The organism is Paraburkholderia saeva (assembly GCF_907164555.1).
In the GTDB taxonomy this organism is placed as follows: Bacteria; Pseudomonadota; Gammaproteobacteria; order Burkholderiales; family Burkholderiaceae; genus Paraburkholderia; species Paraburkholderia saeva.
Map to the genome: position 1 here is coordinate 216,457 of NZ_CAJQZC010000009.1, position 20,563 is coordinate 237,019.

Annotated in this window: 14 protein-coding genes and 1 pseudogene; 3 read left to right on the top strand and 12 right to left on the bottom strand. The window is 63.2% G+C overall.

The annotated features are described in order from the left end of the window. Positions 1 to 339: 339 nt before the first annotated feature. Both LPA36_RS22370 and LPA36_RS22375 read right to left on the bottom strand, forming a co-directional pair. Positions 340 to 879, bottom strand: a complete 540-nt coding sequence (locus LPA36_RS22370) for a cupin domain-containing protein (protein ID WP_228881656.1) — start codon at positions 877 to 879, stop codon at positions 340 to 342. Beyond that, entirely contained in the window at positions 876 to 1,613 is a 738-nt protein-coding gene (locus LPA36_RS22375) for an NAD-dependent epimerase/dehydratase family protein (RefSeq protein ID WP_228881658.1), read from the bottom strand. The genes LPA36_RS22370 and LPA36_RS22375 overlap by 4 nt, the downstream gene beginning before the upstream one ends. A gap of 134 nt (positions 1,614 to 1,747) precedes the next feature. Between LPA36_RS22375 and pdxR the strand changes: the two genes are divergently transcribed. Beyond that, entirely contained in the window at positions 1,748 to 3,289 is a 1,542-nt protein-coding gene (pdxR, locus tag LPA36_RS22380; protein WP_228881661.1) for a MocR-like pyridoxine biosynthesis transcription factor PdxR, read from the top strand. A 73-nt stretch (positions 3,290 to 3,362) separates the two neighbouring features. Here pdxR and LPA36_RS22385 read toward each other — a convergent pair whose 3' ends face one another. From LPA36_RS22385 to LPA36_RS22405, 5 genes and pseudogenes are all read right to left on the bottom strand, one after another. Next, entirely contained in the window at positions 3,363 to 4,778 is a 1,416-nt protein-coding gene (locus LPA36_RS22385; RefSeq protein ID WP_228881664.1) for a CHASE2 domain-containing protein, read from the bottom strand. A 107-nt stretch (positions 4,779 to 4,885) separates the two neighbouring features. Then, the gene (locus tag LPA36_RS22390; protein ID WP_324250964.1) at positions 4,886 to 5,194 is read right to left on the bottom strand and encodes an OmpA family protein; all 309 of its coding nucleotides are present in this window, start codon (positions 5,192 to 5,194) and stop codon (positions 4,886 to 4,888) included. After that, on the bottom strand, positions 5,187 to 5,504 hold the full coding sequence (locus LPA36_RS22395; RefSeq protein WP_228881666.1) for a hypothetical protein: 318 nt from the start codon (positions 5,502 to 5,504) through the stop codon (positions 5,187 to 5,189). Before LPA36_RS22395 ends, LPA36_RS22390 begins: the two co-directional genes overlap by 8 nt. Next, positions 5,501 to 5,974: a FecR family protein gene (locus LPA36_RS22400; RefSeq protein WP_228881670.1), complete on the bottom strand. Its 474-nt coding sequence runs from the start codon at positions 5,972 to 5,974 to the stop codon at positions 5,501 to 5,503. The genes LPA36_RS22395 and LPA36_RS22400 overlap by 4 nt, the downstream gene beginning before the upstream one ends. 323 nt (positions 5,975 to 6,297) lie before the next feature. Further along, a pseudogene (locus LPA36_RS22405) lies at positions 6,298 to 6,448 on the bottom strand (AraC family transcriptional regulator); the annotation flags it as partial. A 254-nt stretch (positions 6,449 to 6,702) separates the two neighbouring features. Between LPA36_RS22405 and LPA36_RS22410 the strand changes: the two are divergent. Continuing rightward, on the top strand, positions 6,703 to 7,056 hold the full coding sequence (locus LPA36_RS22410) for a BON domain-containing protein (RefSeq protein WP_228881672.1): 354 nt from the start codon (positions 6,703 to 6,705) through the stop codon (positions 7,054 to 7,056). A 32-nt stretch (positions 7,057 to 7,088) separates the two neighbouring features. Here the strand turns inward: LPA36_RS22410 and LPA36_RS22415 are convergent, their stop codons facing one another. From LPA36_RS22415 to LPA36_RS22430, 4 genes are all read right to left on the bottom strand, one after another. Beyond that, positions 7,089 to 7,538, bottom strand: coding sequence for a hypothetical protein (locus LPA36_RS22415; protein WP_228881674.1), 450 nt, complete (start codon positions 7,536 to 7,538; stop codon positions 7,089 to 7,091). Between the two features lie 75 nt (positions 7,539 to 7,613). After that, positions 7,614 to 16,220 carry a GH36-type glycosyl hydrolase domain-containing protein gene (locus LPA36_RS22420; protein WP_228881677.1) on the bottom strand — a complete coding sequence of 2,869 codons (8,607 nt, stop codon included), beginning with the start codon at positions 16,218 to 16,220 and terminating at the stop codon, positions 7,614 to 7,616. A 1,188-nt stretch (positions 16,221 to 17,408) separates the two neighbouring features. Beyond that, the gene (locus tag LPA36_RS22425) at positions 17,409 to 18,005 is read right to left on the bottom strand and encodes a dihydrofolate reductase family protein (RefSeq protein ID WP_228881680.1); all 597 of its coding nucleotides are present in this window, start codon (positions 18,003 to 18,005) and stop codon (positions 17,409 to 17,411) included. Positions 18,006 to 18,405: 400 nt separating this feature from the next. After that, complete coding sequence (locus tag LPA36_RS22430; protein WP_407674324.1) at positions 18,406 to 19,308, bottom strand: LysR family transcriptional regulator; 903 nt, start codon at positions 19,306 to 19,308, stop codon at positions 18,406 to 18,408. Between the two features lie 111 nt (positions 19,309 to 19,419). Between LPA36_RS22430 and LPA36_RS22440 the strand changes: the two genes are divergently transcribed. After that, positions 19,420 to 19,869, top strand: a complete 450-nt coding sequence (locus LPA36_RS22440) for a GlcG/HbpS family heme-binding protein (RefSeq protein WP_228881683.1) — start codon at positions 19,420 to 19,422, stop codon at positions 19,867 to 19,869. A gap of 220 nt (positions 19,870 to 20,089) precedes the next feature. Here LPA36_RS22440 and LPA36_RS22445 read toward each other — a convergent pair whose 3' ends face one another. Next, on the bottom strand, positions 20,090 to 20,491 hold the full coding sequence (locus LPA36_RS22445; protein ID WP_228881685.1) for an SRPBCC family protein: 402 nt from the start codon (positions 20,489 to 20,491) through the stop codon (positions 20,090 to 20,092). Positions 20,492 to 20,563: the final 72 nt, after the last annotated feature.

Genomic DNA, 20,563 nt, shown 5'->3' on the forward strand with positions numbered 1-20,563 from the left:
ATATTGATGGTGTCGGTACCCGTCCCGCGAGGAAGTCGCTACACCGGTGCACGGAAACGAGCAGGTGCGTCGCTCTCAAGCATAGTCAACGCCCGTCGCATTGCAACGCTCCCTCTCTCGTCGCCATCACTATTCGCACGCGATTAATTTGCATGCTATTGACATTCACGATCCCTTTCTTCAATATGCATCGCATAAGATCTAATAGCGTGCAATCTTAAAACTCAAACACCCTCCCAAATCAAGGAATCTTTACCGCGTGATCTGATCAGGCGGCTGCTTCTCACCCGGATCTTCCTGATGGTTCCGGCCCGGCTTGACCGCGCCGGAGCCCGTCTGCTACGAAATCCGGTCCGGCGGTAGCACCAGCGCCCCGCACCCGGTATCGGCGACGAATGTTGCAAGCAACCTTGCTCCCTGCGTCGGATCGGGATTCTCCGCAAAAAGATGGAGTGCCTGCGGCGGCTCGAACCATGTCTGACCGCTCACGTACTCGATGGGCAATCCGCCCTCCAGTTGAGAGCGGATTCTCCCTTCCAGCACGACCGCCGTCACCGAACCTGGATGCCGATGCGCGGGCGTGAAGCCTAGCGGCGGAAAGTCGACGATCGCGGTTGTCACCGACTTGCCCGGCATGTCGGGCATCACCTCACACGAAAGAATCCGGACCGTCGAAGCGGGCCGGCTGGCGGCGCCGGCTTCGGGCCATGCGCCGGACAGCAGCGGAACGCCGTTGCTACCGCAGATGCCTGCAAACCAGTCTGACCGGGGCACTGCTGCGCTGAGCATCAGCACGGACGTGACCATCGCGACAAACATCGCGGGCCTGCCCGACAAGACCGGAAGGCAACCAGCCAGCGATGGAGCACGCGGATTCATACGCGCGTCTCGAGACGCATGTCCGCCGACCAGTCAAGCTCACGTTTGGCCTTCTCACTGGTGACCTCGGCGCCATCCTGCGCGATGTTATAGACCCCTGCCTTGCCCCGTTGAAGCGCAAGCAACGCCGCATACGCAGCGGCTTCGACATGCAGCGGGCTTGTGCCGGCAGGCGCGTCGGCGCCTGTGCCGGGCCCGTAAATCTGCCCATATCTAAGCACCGTGCCAGTCAGCGGTGCGGTTTCGAGCACGTGTCGCTCCAGCGCCGCGACACCCCGCACGCTTGTACCGCGCGGACCTTGCGCGTCGATATCGAGCGGACAATTTTCGTCATAAGGCGTCGCGGCCGGCCGGTACGCCCACGCGATGCTTTGCGCAATCATCCGCTCGCTGCCGGCTGAAATGGCAGCCGCAACCAGGTTTCGTGTGCCCTCGTCGCGTATCCGCGCGTTGGCTGTCACGGCCTGCGCCATACGAGCCGGGTCGAGTCCGAATGGCAGGTCAGTCAATTGATGAATCACACTATGCGGCTCGATACGAAGCAGTGCGGCGCGTAGCGCGACCGCATCGAACACGTCCACGACAACCGGCGTGACACCGGCATCTTCGAGCTGTTTCGCCCGCTCCGCGCGTCGCGTACTGCCGAACACCGTGTAGCCCGCGGCAATCAGCAGCGGCACAAGCGCGGCGCCAATCGCGCCAGCCGCCCCGGCCACAAAAACCTTGTGTGTCATTTCGCTTCTCCCGTCTGCGATTACGAATGTCTGCAACATCGGCCGCCCGTTCAACGAAGAGCAGGATAAGACTGTTAATGGTCATGAAAAAGGTCCATTATCGCGATATTGACTAGACCAATATGAAGGACCGAATGCGCCGCGCCGAACAGATCGAGCTTGCACTGGCCCCACGGCCGAACGGGATGTCGCTGCAGCGCTGGCTCTATGACGAACTGCGCGCGGCGATCCTGGCAGGCCGGCTTTCGCGCGGTGCACGGCTGCCGTCGTCGCGCGATCTCGCCGCGCGTTTTGGTCTCTCGCGCGGAACGGTGCTCGGCGTGTTTTCGCAACTCGCGGCCGAAGGGTATTTGACGGGCGCAGTGGGACGCGGCAGCTTCGTCGCACCCGAACTTCCAGACCGACGTCTCGACGTAAGTGATCGCCCGTCGACCAAGAAGCGCGATGGACGGTCCCTTGCGCAGGGCGGCAAGGAAGACACCGAAGACAGTGCGCAGTCGCACGGCATTGCACTTTCGACTCGCGGACGTCTTCTTGCGCGCACCGCTTTTGACGTGAGCGGTCGTCCGGGTCCCGCACGGGCTTTTCGCACCAGCCAGCCTGACCTCGATGCGTTTCCGTTCGAACTCTGGACCCGGCTCGCGGCAAAACGCACGCGTCGCGCCCGGCGGGATCTGCTCGGCGACGGTGAGGCGCAAGGCTATCGGCCGCTGCGTGAGGCGATCGCGGGATATGTGGGCATGTCGCGCGGTATCACGTGCACGGCGGATAGCGTCGTGGTGTTGAACACCGTCCAGCAGGCGATCGATCTGGGCGCGCGCCTGCTGCTCGATCCAGGCGACGCCGCGTGGATCGAGGATCCGGGTTATCCGGGCGCGCGCTTCGCACTCGAAGCGGCGGGTGCCCGGGTTATCGGTGTGCCTGTCGACGCGGGCGGTATGAGTGTGGAATGGGCGCGGCAGCACGCCCCTGAGGCGCGTCTCGCCTACGTCACAGCCGGGCGGCAGACGCCACTTGGGCCGCCGCTCGCGCTCGAACGACGCCTGGCGTTACTCGAATGGGCGCGGGATCGGGGCGCCATCGTTATTGAAGACGACTACGACAGCGAATACCGCTTCGAGGGCAATCCACTGGCCGCGATGAAGAGTCTCGACCACGACGGACACGTGATCTACTGCGGCACGTTCAGCAAAGTGCTGTTTCCTGCATTGCGGACCGCGTATGCAATTTTGCCCGACCGGTTAATCGATCCCTTCGTGGCGGCGTTGTCGTTGACGGCGCGGCATGTTCCGCTGGATCAGCAGTCAGTGCTGCATGAGTTCATCGCGGACGGTCATTTTGGCCGGCACATCCGGCGCATGCGCATGCTGTACGGCGAGCGCGCCGAAGCGTTGAAGATCGCCGCCGACCGGTATCTTTCCGGACGGCTACACGTTCCTCGAATCATCGCGGGACTCGATGCACCGGCTTTCCTGCCACCCGGCATCGACGACGCCGACATGGCGCGCCGCGCGGCGCGCCACGGCGTCGAGACGCGGCCGCTCTCGTTATACGCAATCGACCGTCCGGCACCACCGGGGCTGGTGCTGGGTTTTGCGTCTATTGACAGCGACGCGATCGAGTCGGGCGCGATCGCGCTTGCGCGCGCGCTGGAGGGGCTTCGGCACAGGCCATAAGCGGACTCGCTGAACTCCGGTTTCACGCTGGACCGTTTGCGCACCTTGACCGGCCCTTCGCACGACCGCGCCCTCAAGGTCCTGGTGCCTTGCCCGTGCGGTCGTTTTCGTCTTCACGCCCCTGCGCGTCTCTGGCTTGTGTTTTGATCGGGTCGTCGCCGCGGAGCAACGCGGGTGCAAAGAAACAGCCCATGACTGCCGACAGAATAATGAAAATGGAGGCCGCATCAACCAGCAGTCCGAGACGCACGAAAATAAAGAAGCAGAACAGGACGTTCAGCAGATGCAGGGAAACGCCCAGAACGGCGGAACCCTTGGGCACGGCCCGCAGGAATACCGCAAGCCGCGACTGGGTGCGCGGCACATACCAGATGATCAGCAGCCCGAACGCCATGATGAAGGCGCTTTCCGCCCATTTCAGCCACGTGGGGCGGCGCAGGAAACGACCCTCGAAAATCGTCTCGATCACCTGCGCCTGAATTTCGATGCCTGGCACCAGTTCACCCAGCGGGGTCGTGCGCATGTCGGTTGTGCCGGTGCCGGTCAGGCCAACCAGCACCAGTTTGTCCCGGATCCGTTGCGGATCGACTGTTCCCTTCAGAATGTCGCGTGCCGAGACGTAGCGGCTCAGCGTCGACCGGATGGACGCGAAATGCAGCCAGATGTCGCCGCCGGGCTGCGTAGGCACCTGCACATCCGCGACACCGACTGCCTGCACACCCGATCCGTCCGCAAAGACGTCGATCGCCGATGAGCCTGTTGCAAGGCGGAGCATTTCCATCGGCAGACCCGGAACCACCTTGTCGCGCAGTCCCATGATGAGCGGAATATGCCGGACCACACCCTGCTCGAGTGTGACGCTCAGCATCGCCTGCCCGTGCGCTGCCTCCTGCAATTCCGGCAGACTGGCGAGCACATAGTCGTACCGTCGCAAACTGTCGAGTGGGTCGGTGCCGTGCACGAGAACCGGTGCGCTTCGCAGGTCGGTGCTGGCGGTGTCGGTGGCATGATCGAGCGCCGCTGCACCCAGTATGGTCGGCGCCGCGCGCAAGGATCTGGCGAGGATGGCTTCGTGACTGGGAAGCGCCCGCAACGCGGCGGCGAGCGCCGCCGCCGTTTCCGGCAGATTGGCGGCCACCTTGTCGGGCGAAGTCTGATCCGGCTCCGGCATGTAAATGTCGAGACCAATAGCCAGCGGTTTGAGCGCCGCAACGGCATCGATCAGGCCCGCGAGCCGGTTTCGCGGCCAGGGCCATTGGCCGACCGTCGCCAGCGTCTCCTCGTCAATCTCGACAATGGTCACAGGCTGGGCCGTCGGAATCCGCGGGAAGTGACGTTGATACTGGTCGAACAGAAGTTGGCGGGCCGTTCTGAAGGAGTCAGGGACCGCCTCGTCAAGCGCGCCCACGAAAGCCGGACGACCCATGTTGCTGGGCCACTCGCTCGACAGATTGAGCAGGCTCAGGCTGAACAACACCACAAGCGCCATCGGACGCCCCTGAGCCGCCTTCAGCAGATTCCTGATCCGGACAAGCCAGGGGTCGAAATAGCGTTTCATCAAAGGAAAGGCCATTCAGCGTCGATGACGGACTCGGGTCACTGGATTGTGATGACTACGCGTCGATTCATGTGATTGGGAACGCCATCTGCCGTGGGGACCAGCGGCTCGCGCTTGCCCCGGCCAGCAGTCTCTATCTGTCGGGCAGGAATGCCTTGCTTGATCAGGAACGCTGCAACTGTCTCGGCCCGCCGCATCGACAGTCTGTCGTCGAACTCCTGAGAGCCCGCCAGATCAGTATGACCGACCACGACGACCTGAGGCGCCGGCCAGGTCGCCAGGACGGTTTTCAGCTTTTTGACCGTGGCGGATGACTCCGGAGCCAGTTCGGTGGCGGAATCAAACAGAAAAAAAAATCGTGAACGTCATGGGGCGCGGAGGCCGTGCCGCGAGTAGCTCGCCATATCGTGCCTGCACAGTGGACTGGCTGCCCACCGTTTTTTCGATCGCGCCGCCCTTCGTGACGTCGGCCTCAGCGTAGGCCTTGTCTATCGTTTGCTCGCCGGTGGCGCTATGGACAATGACCTTTCCGACTTTGCCCTCCGGATCAGGCAACAGGATGATTCTGTCCGGGGGCGTGCTGCAGCCGGCGAGGAAAACGAGCGCGGCGAATGCCGCCCCAGATGCCAGCCCGTGACGTCGGATCGCAGCCTTCAACGTGCACGCTCCCCGGTATCGCCGACTTCGATGATAAATTCCGTGCCCCGCACGCCCAGCGTGGTGGTCGGTGTGCTGAAACGTACGGCATCGGGGTTTGCCTTCGCCAGCTTCCCGGAAATCACGGCTAGCGAACCGCGTTTGATGGTGGCGTCGAGCACACCGTCGTGGGTCGTGCTGTTGAACGCGAACCGGTTGAGGTCGAGGACGGTATTCGCGCCAGCCGAAAGTTGCGTGCTGTCGCGCAACGTGATGCCGACGGAGGATTCCGGGCCGGTCACGATGCGATCGCTGCCGTAAACCTCGCCGCCGATGGCCGCGCCCGAACTACTTCCTGCGCGCTCGATTTGAACCTTGCCTTTGACGGTCTTGACGACGCCTGCCGCATCGTCGGCAAGTGCATCCGCGACGCCCACGCACCCACACCCGCAGGCAAGAACCAGCGCATATTTGAAGGCCTGAAGACGCATCGGTGGCACCTGATTGCGTAAGCGCTGCTATCTGCGGGTCACCGCGGCTCCCCACTGTCGGCTTCGCGTTGTGAGCGATCATTCACCGACTGCCCGTAGAGCCCAGGCTTGTGAAGGACGTGCAGCCACACTGCTTGTTGAAGCCCGATGGTGACGTCTGCGCGCGATCGGACAGAGTACCGCACTGATCCCGATGACTCTGTGCGCTTCCGCGCATATCGCTATCGGGCGCTTCGCTGGCGGTCGGGGGTGCTGCGGTGTCCGTGGTATGGAGGATTGTCATCGTTCTGTCTTCGGACCCGCGAATCATGCAGCTTCTGCAGCTCCGAACGGCGCCAGTCCGCCGGCGTCATGCCCATGTGCCGAGTGAAGGCGCATCTGCATGCAGCCACCGATTTGTAGCCGACGGTCTCCTCCACTACTTCGGTCGATACGCCAGGGCTTTTTCAGTTCGTTGGCGACCAACGCGATGCGGACTTTTGCCATGGCGGCCGAGGTGTATCCCGGAAGATGCCTGCTTCAGCAGCGTGGGCAGGCGCAAAGGTTCTTCGAGAAGCCAGAGCACACGTTGCCAGCGCGAATTTTCAAGGTGATGGGCGACGATATTCACAAGCGCGCCTGGTAACCCGATTGTGGGTTTTCCCCTGCTTGTGCGAACAGCCTTGTTAGATGCGAAATATTACCTATCGTTGATTCAGGATCTGCGCGTCGGACGAGGAGAGGAAAACATGAAGGCACGTAACGTCGTGAAACTGCTCGTCGTCCTGGGATGCGTCACGCTGACGTCGAACGTCTACGCGCAAGCGAGCAATGCCATGCCGATGGCGTCAAGTCCGACGGCAAGTTCAGGCAAGGCGACGCCAGCGGACAAGCACCTGGTTCGCGATGTACGCAAGGCGTTATCGAAAGCGCCTGGCTTTGACGTGTCTAACGTATACGTCAAGGCGCGCGGAGGTGTGGTGACGCTATCCGGCAGCGTGCCGGACGGTCCCCAGATCGAGCAGGCCACCGAAGTCGCGAAGGGCGTGCCGGGTGTCACTTCGGTGAGTAACCATCTGACGCTCTATACGAAAGGATATTAACGCTTCAAGGCCGCGCCGGGACGTATCCGCCTTTAAGGGGCCTCGAAACGCTCCCATTTGAATGATTCGCTCAAGACATCCACAACCAGGCCATCAACCGGAATTGAGTCGACGGAGCCGCACCACGCGGCAGGATATGCCTGCTGCTGCTTGCCCGCGGCATACAGGGCCGCCCAGACCTCGTGGGTTATCTGTGCTTTTCGCCGCAGAATTTCGCCGACGTCAAGGCGCTTAACATCGCATCCGTAGCGCACAAGTCCGCCGCTCGCCGCGTAAGTTTCTCGCATCGTCAGGCGGCGCACTGGCTGCCCGGCCACATGGCACGCGTCGCCAGCGGTTTGCTCCCAGTGCTGATTTCGCGAAAACCACAGCACCGGCATGCCGGTCGATTCGATGTCGATGCCAATGCCGCCCGGGATGAGCATCCCGCTTGCGCTGATGTGCTGATATTTTCGTGCCGTAGTGTAGTGCCATGCCAACATCGATTGCTCCGATCAGCTTTGCCAGCTATTGCCATTGTTTGCTTCCTGTCTGTATCTCGATGGGTGCGCGATGTGTCACGCAACCTGAGCGCCCGAGTTCACCCGTTCACTCACACCGAAGCAACGCGAAATCAGCAGCGTATGCGAACCCGCATCAAGCGGCACGCGCACCCGTCCATCACCCCATTCGACACTCGCACCGTCGAGCACTGCGCGTGTCCCACCGGACTCTTCAGCGGATTCAACGCGAATCTCATACCGGGTCGACTGTATCGTCACGGTTGCATCAAAACCCGGCCACGTGTCCGGGATACAGGGGTCGATCACAAGAAAATCGCCCTCGCGACAAATTCCAAGAATGCCCTCCATACCCGCCCGGTACATCCATCCAGCGGATCCCGTGTACCAGGTCCAGCCACCGCGCCCAACATGCGGCGCCACGGAATAGACATCGGCGGCTACGACATAGGGTTCGACCTTGTAGCGGTCGACTTCCATCGGTGTGCGCGCATGATTGACCGGATTGACCAGTGAAAACAGCGAGGCGGCCTTGTTGCCATCGCGCATTTTTGTCAGCGCAAGAATTGCCCACATCGCCGCGTGGCTATACTGCCCGCCGTTTTCACGCAGTCCCGGCGGATAGCCCTTGATGTAGCCGGGATCGTGCGACGTTTTATCGAACGGCGGCGTGAAAAGCAAAGCAAGTCTGTCGTCCCGACGGATAAGGTGCTTTTCCAGCGATGCCATCGCCAACGCCGCACGCACGGGATCTGCCGCGCCCGACAGCACAGCCCACGACTGTGCGATCGAATCGATCCGACACTCGTCACTGTCTTTCGAGCCAAGCCACGTGCCGTCGTCAAACGTCGCGCGGCGATACCATTCGCCGTCCCATGCCTCGCGCTCCAGCGCCTCGCGAACCGAGGCCGCATGAGCACGCCAGCGCGCAGCGCGCGCAACGGAAACCGCATCGCGCGATGCAGCGAGGGGGGTGAACAATTCGATCGTCCGCAAAAGCAGCCAGCCCAGCCAGACGCTTTCTCCCTTGCCTTGTGCGCCGACGCGGTTCATGCCGTCGTTCCAGTCACCCGCGCCGATCAGAGGCAAGCCATGCTCGCCGGTCAGTTCAATGCATTGATCGAGGCCGCGCGCGCAATGTTCGAACAGCGACGCTGATTCATCTGCGATGATCGGCTGGAAGAACGCATCGTGCTCGCCGGGTTGCAGTGGCGGTCCATCGAGGAACGGCACGATCTCGTCGAGAATCGCGACGTCGCCCGCGCAGCCGATGTACGTCGCCGTCGCGAATGCGAGCCACACGCGGTCATCGGAAATCCGCGTGCGCACGCCTTGCCCCGATTGGGGCAACCACCAGTGCTGGAAATCGCCTTCGACGAACTGCCGCGCCGCGGTGCGTAGCAAATGCCGCCGTGTCTCGTCCGGCTGGGCATGCGTCAACGCCATGCTGTCCTGCAGCTGATCACGGAACCCATACGCGCCGCTCGCCTGATAGAACGCCGAGCGCGCCCAGACGCGGCACGCGAGCGTCTGATACAGCAGCCAGCCGTTTAGCATCAGATCCATCGCGCGGTCGGGGGTCTTCACCTGGACGGTACCGAGTATGTTCTGCCACTGGCTCGTCACTTCAGCGAGGACAGCGTCGAGATCTGCCTTGCGATAGCGCTCGATCAATGCCCGCGCCTCTTCGACGCCAACGCATTGCCCGACGAACCACACCACTTCGACAACCTCGTCCACGCCCAGCTCAATGACACGCTGCAACGCGGCACAGGGGTCCAGACCCGCGCCGGTTGCGCCGGAGAGCCGCGCGTTGCCGTTCAGCGCGGCGGGTGCCGCAGCCCGGCCGTTGCGCCCGAGAAATTCAGTGCGATCGGCCGTCCACGCGGTCTGCTGGCCGCCCAGGTCGGCGAACGCGACGCGCCCCGCGAACCCCATGCTCCACGGATTGCGCGCCAGCATCGCGCCGGTTGCAGTGTCCATTTCTGTCACGATGAAGGGTCCCGATGCGCCGCGCGATGTGCCAAGCACCCATTCCACCCACGTCGTCACGGACAGACGGCGCGGCCTGCCGGACAGATTGCGCAACGTCAGCCTGGAAATCTTCACAGGGTCGGCGGGCGGTACGTACTGCAGCAAGTCGAGCGCGATGCCGTTCGCCTCGTGTTCGAAGCGGCTGTAGCCATGCCCGTGGCGCGCGACGTACGTCCCGCCATCCTGAACCGGCAGTGCGGTGGCACCCCACACATCGCCAGTCACTTCGTCACGCACATAGATGGCTTCGCCGGCTGGGTCTTCGACCGGATCATTCGACCATGGCGTGAGTTGATTCTCGCGGCTGTTTTCGGCCCACGTGTAGCCGCTGCCTTCCGCCGCGACCTGAAAGCCGAAACCGGGGTTCGCGATCACGTTGATCCACGGCGCGGGCGTCGTCGCGCCCGCAGCGAGAACGGTCACGTATTCCCGGCCGTCTTTGTCGAAACCGCCCAGACCGTTGAAGAACTCAAGCCTCGACGGCAGCGAAGAATGCGCGCGCGGCAGATAAGGCACCGCGGGCCATGGCGACGACATGGGCGGCCTCTGCAGGCGCAGCGCCGAGGGCTGGTCCGGCGCCTGCGGCAAGCGCGCGAGCTGTTCGGCGATTGAACCGCGACGCGCGATCAACGCGACACGCGCGACCGATTGCAGCAATGCACGGGCCTCCACGCTCATCAAATCGGCGCGCAGCGTAAAGACCGCCCCTTGCGCGAGTTCTTCGCCGAAATGCGGCCGCGCCTGGCTGCTGCGCACAGCTGTTTCGATCGCGCCCTGCAATTCCTGCATGTACGACGAAGCCCGCTCGTTGATGATGACGAGATCGACGGGGAGCCGCTTCATTCGCCAGTATTCGTGGGCCCTCAATAACTGCCTGACCTGCGCGATGTCCTCGACGTCGTCGATACGCAGCAGCACAATCGGCAGGTCGCCGGAGATCGCGTGCGGCCAGAGTCCCGACTGCGGACCCGCCCCGCGAACGATCGTGTCCGACGGCGCCCTGAAACGTGCATCGGCGTATATGACCGGCGCGGCCAGACGCTGAAAATCCGCCGCCTCTTCGGCTTCGACATCGAGATGACGCAACTGCACCTGAGCCTGCGTCCACGCTAGCGTTTTGGCGCGATCGAACGCGTTGCGGTCATGGTGCTTGTCGACCAGATCGAGCAACAGCGCCCGCGACTCGGCCACCACTGTCCAGAACGTCACGCGTGCGACCTTGCCCGGCGGAACCAGCACGCGATACCTGAGCGCAAAGACCGGATCGAGTACGGTGCCGACGGTGTTGGTCAGCGGCTGACCGTCGAAGATCGCTGCCGCCGTGCCGGCGTTGCGCCCGCGGCCCAGAAAGCGCGCGCGATCCGATTCGTATTGCGGATCGGCGACGATCTCGCCATCGACCACCGCGAAATGCGCAGCCCACGCCTGTTTTTCGTCGTGCGAACGCGGACGGCGCGTGGCCACCAGCGCGCCGAATTCCGCGAGGTGCGCGGTCTCGACAAACATCCGCGAGAAGGCCGGATGTGCGTTGTCGGCAGCGGGCGTCGCGAGCACGATTTCGGCATAGGAAGTCAGTTCGATCTCGCGCGCACGGCGGCCGCTGTTCGCCAACGACACGCGGCGCACTTCGCCGTCCGCTTCACCGGAAACCAGTACGTCCATCGTCGTTGTCAACGCGCCGTCGCGGCGGATGAATTCCGCATGGTCCTCGCCGAACACAACCTCTTCGTAGCCGGCTTCGCTACCGGCCGGCTGTGCGCCTGCTGACCACACCTGGCCGCTCTGCATATCGCGCAGGAAGATGAAGGAGCCCCAGTCGTCGCGGGTTGCGTCTTCGCGCCAGCGGGTCACGGCCAGGTCGCGCCAACGGCTGTAGCCGGCACCGGTCGCTGTCAGCATGACCGCGTAGCGTCCATTCGACAGCAGGTGTGTCACCGGCGCAGCGCCCGCCACAGCCGACGCAGCGAGGCGGCGTACCGTCGGCGGCACAATGCCGGCGACGGTTGCTGACGTGTTCACTTCTTCGGCCCGGGGATGCGCAACAGCCACGTTGCGCGGCATACGTTCCTGCAGCAGCAGTTCGCTCGCCTGGATCATGGGTTCGCGATGGAAACGTGCTCGCATCTGCGCGTCGAGCAACGTGTTCGCGATCGACACGATCGTCATGCCCTGGTGATGCGCCATGAAATTGCGCACGATCGCAACATCCTCGTTGTCAGGTAGCCGCGAGCGGGTGAAATCGAGTGCTTCGTAGAAGCCGTAGCGACCCAGCGCGCCCAGTGCGGCGAGTTGTGCGTAGTTCTCTCGCGCGGCTTGTGGGTCGACCATCGCGGCTAGCCCCGTCGCATACGGCGCGATCACGCGGTTCTCCGAAAGCCCCCGTTTGAGGCCAAGACCGGGGACGCCGAAATTCGAATACTGGTAGGTAAATTCGATATCGCGCGCGTTGTACGCCGACTCCGAAATGCCCCACGGAATGCCGAGCGAACGTCCATACGCGGCTTGCCGCTCCACCACCAGACGGCTCGTCTGTTCGAGCAGGCTGCCGACCGGTGCACGCATCACCAGCGACGGCATCAGGTATTCGAACATCGACCCCGACCACGAGATCAGTGCCGAGCCGTTACCGACCGGCGTTGCAGCGCGACCGAGGCGGAACCAGTGGCGCGTCGTCACGTCGCCTTTCGCGATGGCGAACAGGCTCGCGAGGCGCGCTTCCGACGCCAGCAGGTCGTAACAGTTCAGGTCGAGGCTGTTGTCGGATTGCGAATAGCCGATCGATAGCAGCTTGCGTTCCGGATCGAGCAGGAACGCGAAGTCCATGTCGAGCGCCATCGCCCGCGAGGTATCGGCGAGCGCTTTCAGTCGCGCCCGCAGAAGGTCCGGTGCCACGGCGCGTTGTTGCCGGTCGCGGGCATGTTCGACCACACTTTTGCTCAATGCGTCAATCCAGAACATGAGGTCTGCGGAACTGGCGTCGCCGCCGGCGGGCACGAGTTCACGCGTTGCCTTTGCGGCCTTTTCCGCCAGCCGCATGAGCGACGGCGACAGCGCTTCAAGCGTCTGCGGGCCGTGCAACTGCTTGCTGATCTCTTCGAGGATCGCAACCAGTTGCCTGCCGCGCTCACCGCCTGCAGCGGGCAGCGCGTCGATGGCTTCACGCGCGAGTTGCAGGTTATCCATTAACCCGGACCGCGCGGCCGACGCGAGCAATTCATGCGGCCACTCTTCGCACGCGTTAGCAAGGACGATCAGATGACCGGCCAGATTGCCGCTATCGACCGACGAAACATACGCCGGCGCCAGCACCTGGAGATCGAGCGTTCCGTACCAGTTGTAGAAATGCCCCTTGAAACGCGCGAGCTTGCGCATCGAAGCGAACGCCGCTTCGAGCCGTTCGACAGTTTCCGTCGTCCCCGCCCAGCCGAAATCCCGCGCGGCAACCGCCGACAGCAGATAAAGGCCAAGGTTGGTTGGCGAGGTGCGGTGTGCGACGACGGGCTTCGGATCTTCCTGGAAGTTGTCGGGCGGCAGCATATTCTCTGCCGGCGTAACGAAGGTCTCGAAGAAACGCCACGTACGTCGCGCAATGAGGCGAAGGCTGCGCGCGTCCGCGTCCGCCATCGCGAAACGCCGCGCGACGGTCGGCGACCGGCTCGACCACAGCGCGAGCGCCGGCGCGGCGAGCCATAACAGCGCAAACGGCAGCGCGAGCGGCCAGTGCGACGGCGCAAACGCAATCGCACCAGCCGGCAGCGCGAGACCGAGCGCGACACCGCCTGACATCTGCCGATAAAAGCCGCGCAGATCGAGACGGGGGCTGCCCTTCGACTGCGCAGCGGTCGTCCATTCGAGCAGCCGGCGATGCGTCACGAAGAGCCGTATCAGCGTCCGGGCGATTGCATCGCCCATGCGCCACGCGTGGTCAGCGAGGAACGCGGCCGACAGGAATGTTTGCAACGCCGCGAGCCGCACATCGGCGGCCAGCACGTCCAGATGATTGCGTAGATGGATGCCGCTGCGGCGCGGCAGGATCGCGAACAGCGCAGGCAGGAAAGCGGGAATCGCGAGCGCACTGAGGACCAGCAACGCGCCGGCAATCCCGGCGCGGATCGGCATCAGCAGACACAGGCCGAGCGCGGCGACCATGAAGGGCGCCAGCAGCGAGCGGCGCAAATTGTCGAGCATCTTGAAGCGGCCGATCGACGGCATCGCGTGCCGGTCCCGGCCGCGATAGCCGACGATCCACGGCAGCAATTGCCAGTCGCCACGCGTCCAGCGATGCTGCCGCTTGCCAATCACGTCGTAACGCGACGGCACTTCCTCGACCACCTCGATATCCGACGCCAGTCCGGCGCGCGCAAAAATCCCTTCGAACAGATCGTGACTGAGCAGCGCGTTCTCTGGCACGCGTCCACGCAAAGCCGCTTCAAATGCATCGACGTCGTAAATGCCCTTGCCGGTGTACGACCCTTCGCCGAACAGGTCCTGATAGACATCGGACACTGCCGCCGCGTACGGGTCCATTCCGCCTGGGCCGGAGAAGACGCGCTGATGCAGCGACCCTTCCTGCCCGACAGGCAGCGACGGCGTGACACGCGGCTGCAGGATCGCGTAGCCGTTGACGACGCGTTGATCGGCGTCGCTGAATGTCGGCCGGTTCAGCGGATGCGCCATCTTGCCGATCAGCCGCAGCGCAGCGTCGCGCGGCAGACGCGTATCGGCGTCGAGTGTGATGACGTAGCGCACGTCGGGCGGCACCTGCGGTGCACGGCCGGCGATCGACACAAAGGTCGTATCCGTCGCACCGCGCAGCAGGCGGTTGAGTTCGTGCAGCTTGCCGCGTTTGCGTTCCCAGCCCATCCATTTGTTTTCGCTCGCGTTGAACACACGGCGGCGGTGTAGCAGCAGGAAACGGTTGCCGCCGGGGCCCGGCTCGTAACGGTGGTTCAGTGTTTCGATGGCGGCGGCGGCCACGGCGAGCAGATGCGCGTCGCCTGCCAGCACTTCCTGATCCGCATCGAGACCGTCCGCCAGCAACGCGAAGGACAGGTCGCCGCCGGCTCCCGCGAGGTGATGTACCTCAAGACGTTCGACCTGCTCGCGCAGATCGGCTTCGCTCGTCAGGAGCGTCGGCACGGCAACCAGCGTGCGCAATGACGACGGCACGCCCGCGACCAGTTCGAGAGCCGGCAACGTGATCGCGCCGAAACTCCATGTCACGGCGCGATTGATGAGCGCGGTCGCGATCTCGGTAACGGGCAAAAATCCGCATACGGCAAACAGCGCGAGTACTCCGGCGTCGAGGCCGCGTGGCGCGAGTGTCCATAATGCCCACAACGCAAACGCCAGTAATGTCGCAGCGAGCGCCATGATCGTGCCGACGTAGCCGCCAATGCCGAGGCTGACATTGAACCGCGTGATCCGCAAACGCACCGGCGCGCGGAATCCGATCACCTGCTCCAGTGCTCGCCGCCCTTCGGCGATCAGGTGGTAGCCGGGGTCGCCTGCGCGTTCAGCATGCGCGCCATCGCCGGCCTCAAGCACCGCCGCCTGCGCCGATTCCAGCGCGAGCCCGGCGACTTCAAGTTCGGTGAAGGACGAGCCGCGCGCCAGTTGCTCGATCGCGCTTCGATACAGATTGCGCGTCGAAAAATCCATCGTGGCAAAGCGGCTGTCTGCACGCAACCGGGCGTCGACAAGACTCACGCTCTCGAACAGTTCCGTCCAGTCGATATCGGAAATCAGTCGCATGCTGGTGATCACATTGCGCACGGTGACATTCGACGCGCCCTGTCGCTGCTGCGCGTGTTGCACGACTTCATCGACGGATGCGCCCTGAAGCTTGAGCCGCTCTTCCAGCCAGCCGAGAGCCGGCGTGGTGCGCGGATCCTGGTCACGCAGCCGCTTTACGAGCTGTGCGGCGAACAGCTCCGACAACAGGCCTGAGGAGCGTGTGGAAATGTCCGCTTCAAGCGCCGAACGGGCGCTGCCCGATTCCAGCAGACGGTCGGTGAGCGCATCGGCGTCGGCGCGTGCGCTGCGGCCTGCGGTAATCTGGTCAGTCAGACGTCGCAGGTTCTCGATCAGCACGATGCGCAACGTGATCGCCACGGCCCACAATTCGCCGATTGTCAGCGGCTGAACCCGTTGATACGCGCTGATGAAACGCCTCAGGATCTGCGGATCGAAGTGACTGTCGGTATGCGCAACGAACGCCCACGCGAGACCAAATACCCGCGGATAACCGGCGAACGGGCCCGCGGCAAGCTTGGGCAACTGACGGTAGTAGCCGGCTGGCAAGTCTTCGCGAATCTCGCGGATCTGCTCCTCGACGAGGTGATAGTTGTCGAGCAGCCATTCCGCGGCGGGCACCACGCCCCGGCCGTTCTCCAGTTCTCCGGCGCTCGCGCGGTAGGCCGCGAGCAGGACTGCGGCGTTATCGTTCAGCCTCGTGTGCAGCGATAAAACGGCAGGCGGTGTCTTCGTGACCGGTTGCGCGGCAGCGAGGCTCTCCGCGTGTTGCTCAAGCCGCTCGACGCCGAACAGTTCCTCGCGCACCGGCGCGATGTCAGTCCACGGCGGCGACGTCGAGCGATGTCTCGCGACATATCGAAGGATCGTTTTCACAGGCGTATTTCCTTCGAAGTCGGTAATGCCGGTGGGACGGACCGGTCGCTGTGGCGCGTCATGCCAGCGGTGCGCACACGGTTCGAAATCGTTGTTTCGCCGGACGGTTCATCGAGTTGGCACATGATCGGATCTCCCTTCGGGGCGGCCGGACAACGCGTGTCGCGTGCGTCCAGGCCTCCGGCTTGTGGCTTGATTCCGCGGTTGCGGGTCGACGCGCAAGGAACCGTCAGGACGGAAAGGCGGGCGTACCGACTTCTGCGAATAAGGTCCGCGATGACGCGACGCGGCCTCTGGCGCGGCCGCGGATTGCCGGCGCATCGAAAATTCCGTCGGAACGAGGCGGGTAACGGGAATGCGTCAGTACGCCCGCATGCGCAAACCGCTAACTGCCGTTTAGCGGCGTACCAGAGCGTGGAACGAGCATCGCTCAGACCGATGCAGCAGCGAATGAGAGACGGGGAACGCCCGCGCAGCCCTGCAGGCGCAGTTCCCGGCAGAACACCCAGAAAGGGTGGAGCAGAAAGGGCACGGATCCGTGCCCCGGGTGCTTGCTATTTCTTCCTGGCCGGCCCGGTGGCGGCGGCCGTCTTCGGCGCAACCGCCGAGGACACGCCTGCCGCAGGAGAGACTACCTTTTTGGGTTGTTTGGGCTTTTTAGCCTCGCGATTGCCGCGCATCGTGCTCTTCGCCAACATGTTTCTCCAGAATTGACGGTCGCGAAAGCGACAGCCATGTGGCGCAGTTTGGGCGCATCTGGTCACGCTGTCGCGATTTTTCTTTTAGATGCCGGTTGCGCACCGTCCGGGAAACCCACCCGAAGGGGTTGCAACGGGCGCGCAAACGCCCGATTCGAACCTGGCGGCAAGGCAAAAAGCGCGACCTTGCATGTGCGGGTCGCGGGATGTGCATGGTTTGCAGTGGTACCTTACTGGTGCATCACCCAATACCGGACACCGGGAAACGAACAGATATGATCTGCGCGTCTTCTTCGATTGTCGGTCGCAGAGCCGCCGTTCGCTACTCCGTTTGAAAACCGGGTGATCGTCCATTCCTGGCCGGCCCCCGTCCGATGCTAAGGGCGGATGTAGCACGTTGGCAACCCTGGCCATCCGTCAGAAATCGATTGCGAACCGGACGTTCGAGAGGCCCTGGTTTACGCTCTATCCTGGATGATCGAACAACGCCTCAAGCCGCTTCGCCAGGTTGGCCGGTCTTCAATGGGCCGGCCACTTTGTAGGCGCAGAGGTTGACGCCGGACGGCGTTGCTTTTGTGTTGACGAGTTCGAATGAGCACGGTGGGGTTCCCTCCGCAAAGAGGCGCTTCCCGGTACCCAACAGGACTGGATAGACGATCAGCAGGATTTCATCCGCCAGTCCCTGTTCGAGCAGCGTCGACGTCAACGTGGAGCTCCCCCACAGAATCAGGCCAGGGCCTGCCTGCGACTTGATTCGGCGAATGCCCTCGACAAGGTCCGGTCCAAGCCACTCGCACGGGCCCCATTCAAGACTTTCCGGACGGTGTGTCGCAACATATTTGGTCGCCGCATTCAAGCCGTCTGCCATCGCGCTGCCCGGTGCCTTGGGCCAGAAGGCCGACCACATGTCGTAGGTGCGACGGCCGAGCAGGAGATCGAAGTGCCCCCCGTGCCCGGCCATGAGCGCATCCCGGCCAGCGGAGGTGCGATAAGGCACGGTCCAGTCAGCGTACGGAAAATCGTCTTCTCCGGAGGCCTGGATCACACCGTCCAGTGAGATGTGCTCCATGATCTTGAGATTTCTCATTGCTTCTCCCGAATTGTAGTCACGCCCATCATGAAGCCGCCCCGGCCTTTTGTCCGCCCCACTCCAGCCGGTACATCTTCCTCAGCGCTCAACGATACCAGGGAACGGACGACGATCCAGGCGACGCCAGCAACGTCCGTTATTGGCCCGATCGCTGGCTCATACAAAGTGCATCGACTGCCGGGACCCTGACGGCCGCGACCGACACCACGCGCCCCCGATCGGTCCGTCGATCAAGGGGACTTCAACTGCAGCTTCCAAAGTACAACGGCCGTTCGTCGATTCGCGTACGCAGGCCGTGTTCTGCCACACCTGCCGGTCACGCCCGCACGATGACCGACGATCTGCAATGACCGCTTTCGAGCGAACCGAACAGGCGCGATCGGCCGCCGACAAGCCGTCAGATAACACCTGCCTCTTTTCCGGAGACGAGGCGCACGGCCAGAAAGTCAATCAGTGTGCGTACGCGACGCGGCACTGAACGGCCCCCGGGCCATACCAGATGAACAGGTACGGGTTCGGGCTCGAACGAGTCGAGCACCGTCACCACCTGACCCGCGTCGAGAAGTTTCTGCACCTGAAAGATCGGTGCTCGACCTATGCCTGCTCCGGCCGCGGCCGCGGCATTGCAGGCTGGCGCGCTCGTCGACCGGAAGCGCCCTGCGACCTCGACCGCGCCTCCTGTGTGGTTGAACGTCCACGTCTCGCGCAGGGCGTGCTGGCGCAGGATACAGTCGTGAAGGGCAAGCTCGGACGGATGAATTGGGTAGCCGTGCGAGGCGAAATACGCCGACGTGCCAAAGACAACGCGCCGTAAAGTGCCCACCTGCTTCGCGCGCAGGTTCGAGTCCGGCAGACGACCAAGGCGGACCGCGAGATCGATGTTGGCTGTGGTGAGTTCAAGATGCTGCTCGGCGAGCACGAGTTCTACCCTGACGTTTTCGTGAATCGCCAAAAACTGCGCAACAAGCGGCGAAACGAATTCAGCGCCGAATGCCGTCGGCGCGCCGACGCGAATACTGCCGCGCAGCTGGGTTGCGTGGTCGACGAGTTCATCACGTGCTGCGTCGATTTCGCCAAGTGCGGGTCGAATCCGTGTGGCGAATTTCAGGCACGCCGCAGTAGGCTGCACACGGCGCGTGGTTCGGTGGAACAAGGTCGCGTTCAAATCACGCTCGAGCGCTGCAATGGCGCGGCTCACCGACTGCAACGTTCGGCCCAGCGATCGCGCAGCGGCTGTCAAACTTCCTTCGTCAAGAATAGCCAACAGTACTTCATATTCGTCCGTGTTCATGACGGTCATTCTCTCGCTTCGTGGAAGAATGTCTGACGGCTCGCGCACCTATGCGTGGTTGGGTCGCCGCCGTACATTCTAGTCATGTTGACATCCGATTGGTTCCGAAGGAGGCGACTAATGACTCAACGAAACGAGAATGAAATGCCCATGAGCTACAGCAACCGGTTCAACCTTGCCGATGCACGCCGGGTCGTGGCTGCGGCAGAAGAGGAGGCAACACGTCACGGTTGGCCTATGGTGATCGCGGTTGTGGACAGCGGCGGACACCTGGTGCTTCAGCAACGACTTGATGGAGCGCAACTCGGCAGTATCCACGTTGCGAGACAGAAGGCCGAAACAGCCGTGTTGTTCCGACGTCCCACGCGCGTTTTCGAAGACGCAATCGCGCAAGGCGGACTCCACCTGCGCCTGCTCGGTATGAATAACCTCGTGCCACTGGATGGAGGGATTCCACTGATTCGCGACGGTGCAGTGGTCGGCGCGATAGGCGTGTCGGGCATGCGTTCCGACCAGGACGCGCTGGTCGCCCAGGCCGGCGCTGACAAGCTCATCGCAGCGGAGCCATAAGGAAGGCACCGGTCCAGGGTCCAGTCGCGACAAGACAGCGTAAAGCTGTGAATTTAGTCAAGGCGGAGCGGGTCGTAATTGCCTGTTCACGAACTCCGGAACCCAGCGACAGGCAACAGCGGGTCCGCAAACCGCGGGTTTGACTGGCGACTCTGGCAACAGGCGGTTTACGTCGGTGTCGCCGAAGCCGCGAAGCTGCTGCAGCCACGGGCCGGCCGACTCAGCAGATTGAAGCTGCCAGCAGCAACTCGCGACACGCCGCGATCTTACGTGCCCCGTCGTCAATCATTGCAGCGAAGCGCTCGCCTTCGAATTCTTCGAGCACCTGTTCGCCCGCTGCATTCAGCGCGGTGAGCTCGTAGCTCACCCATACTTCGGTGCTCGCCTCGTCGAGTGCGACACAACGCACCTCGACGAGACTGGTGCGTGAGGCCGGCGTGCAGCGCAAATAACGCGATCGGTGTGCCTCGCGGTCGAAGTCGGCCAGAGTCCAGATGGTCAGCTCATCACACTGACCGGTGGTGAAGACCATACCGGATTCCGTGCGGCCGTCGCGCGGATAGACATAGGTTGGCTTCCAGCCGTCAACCCACAGTTCCTCGCCGGCCGGCGTGAAGAACATGAAGTTGGTCGACCGGGGCGTCGACCGTGATCCGACGGCTGGCGCGCAGTCGGTGCGCCATCAGTGAAACCT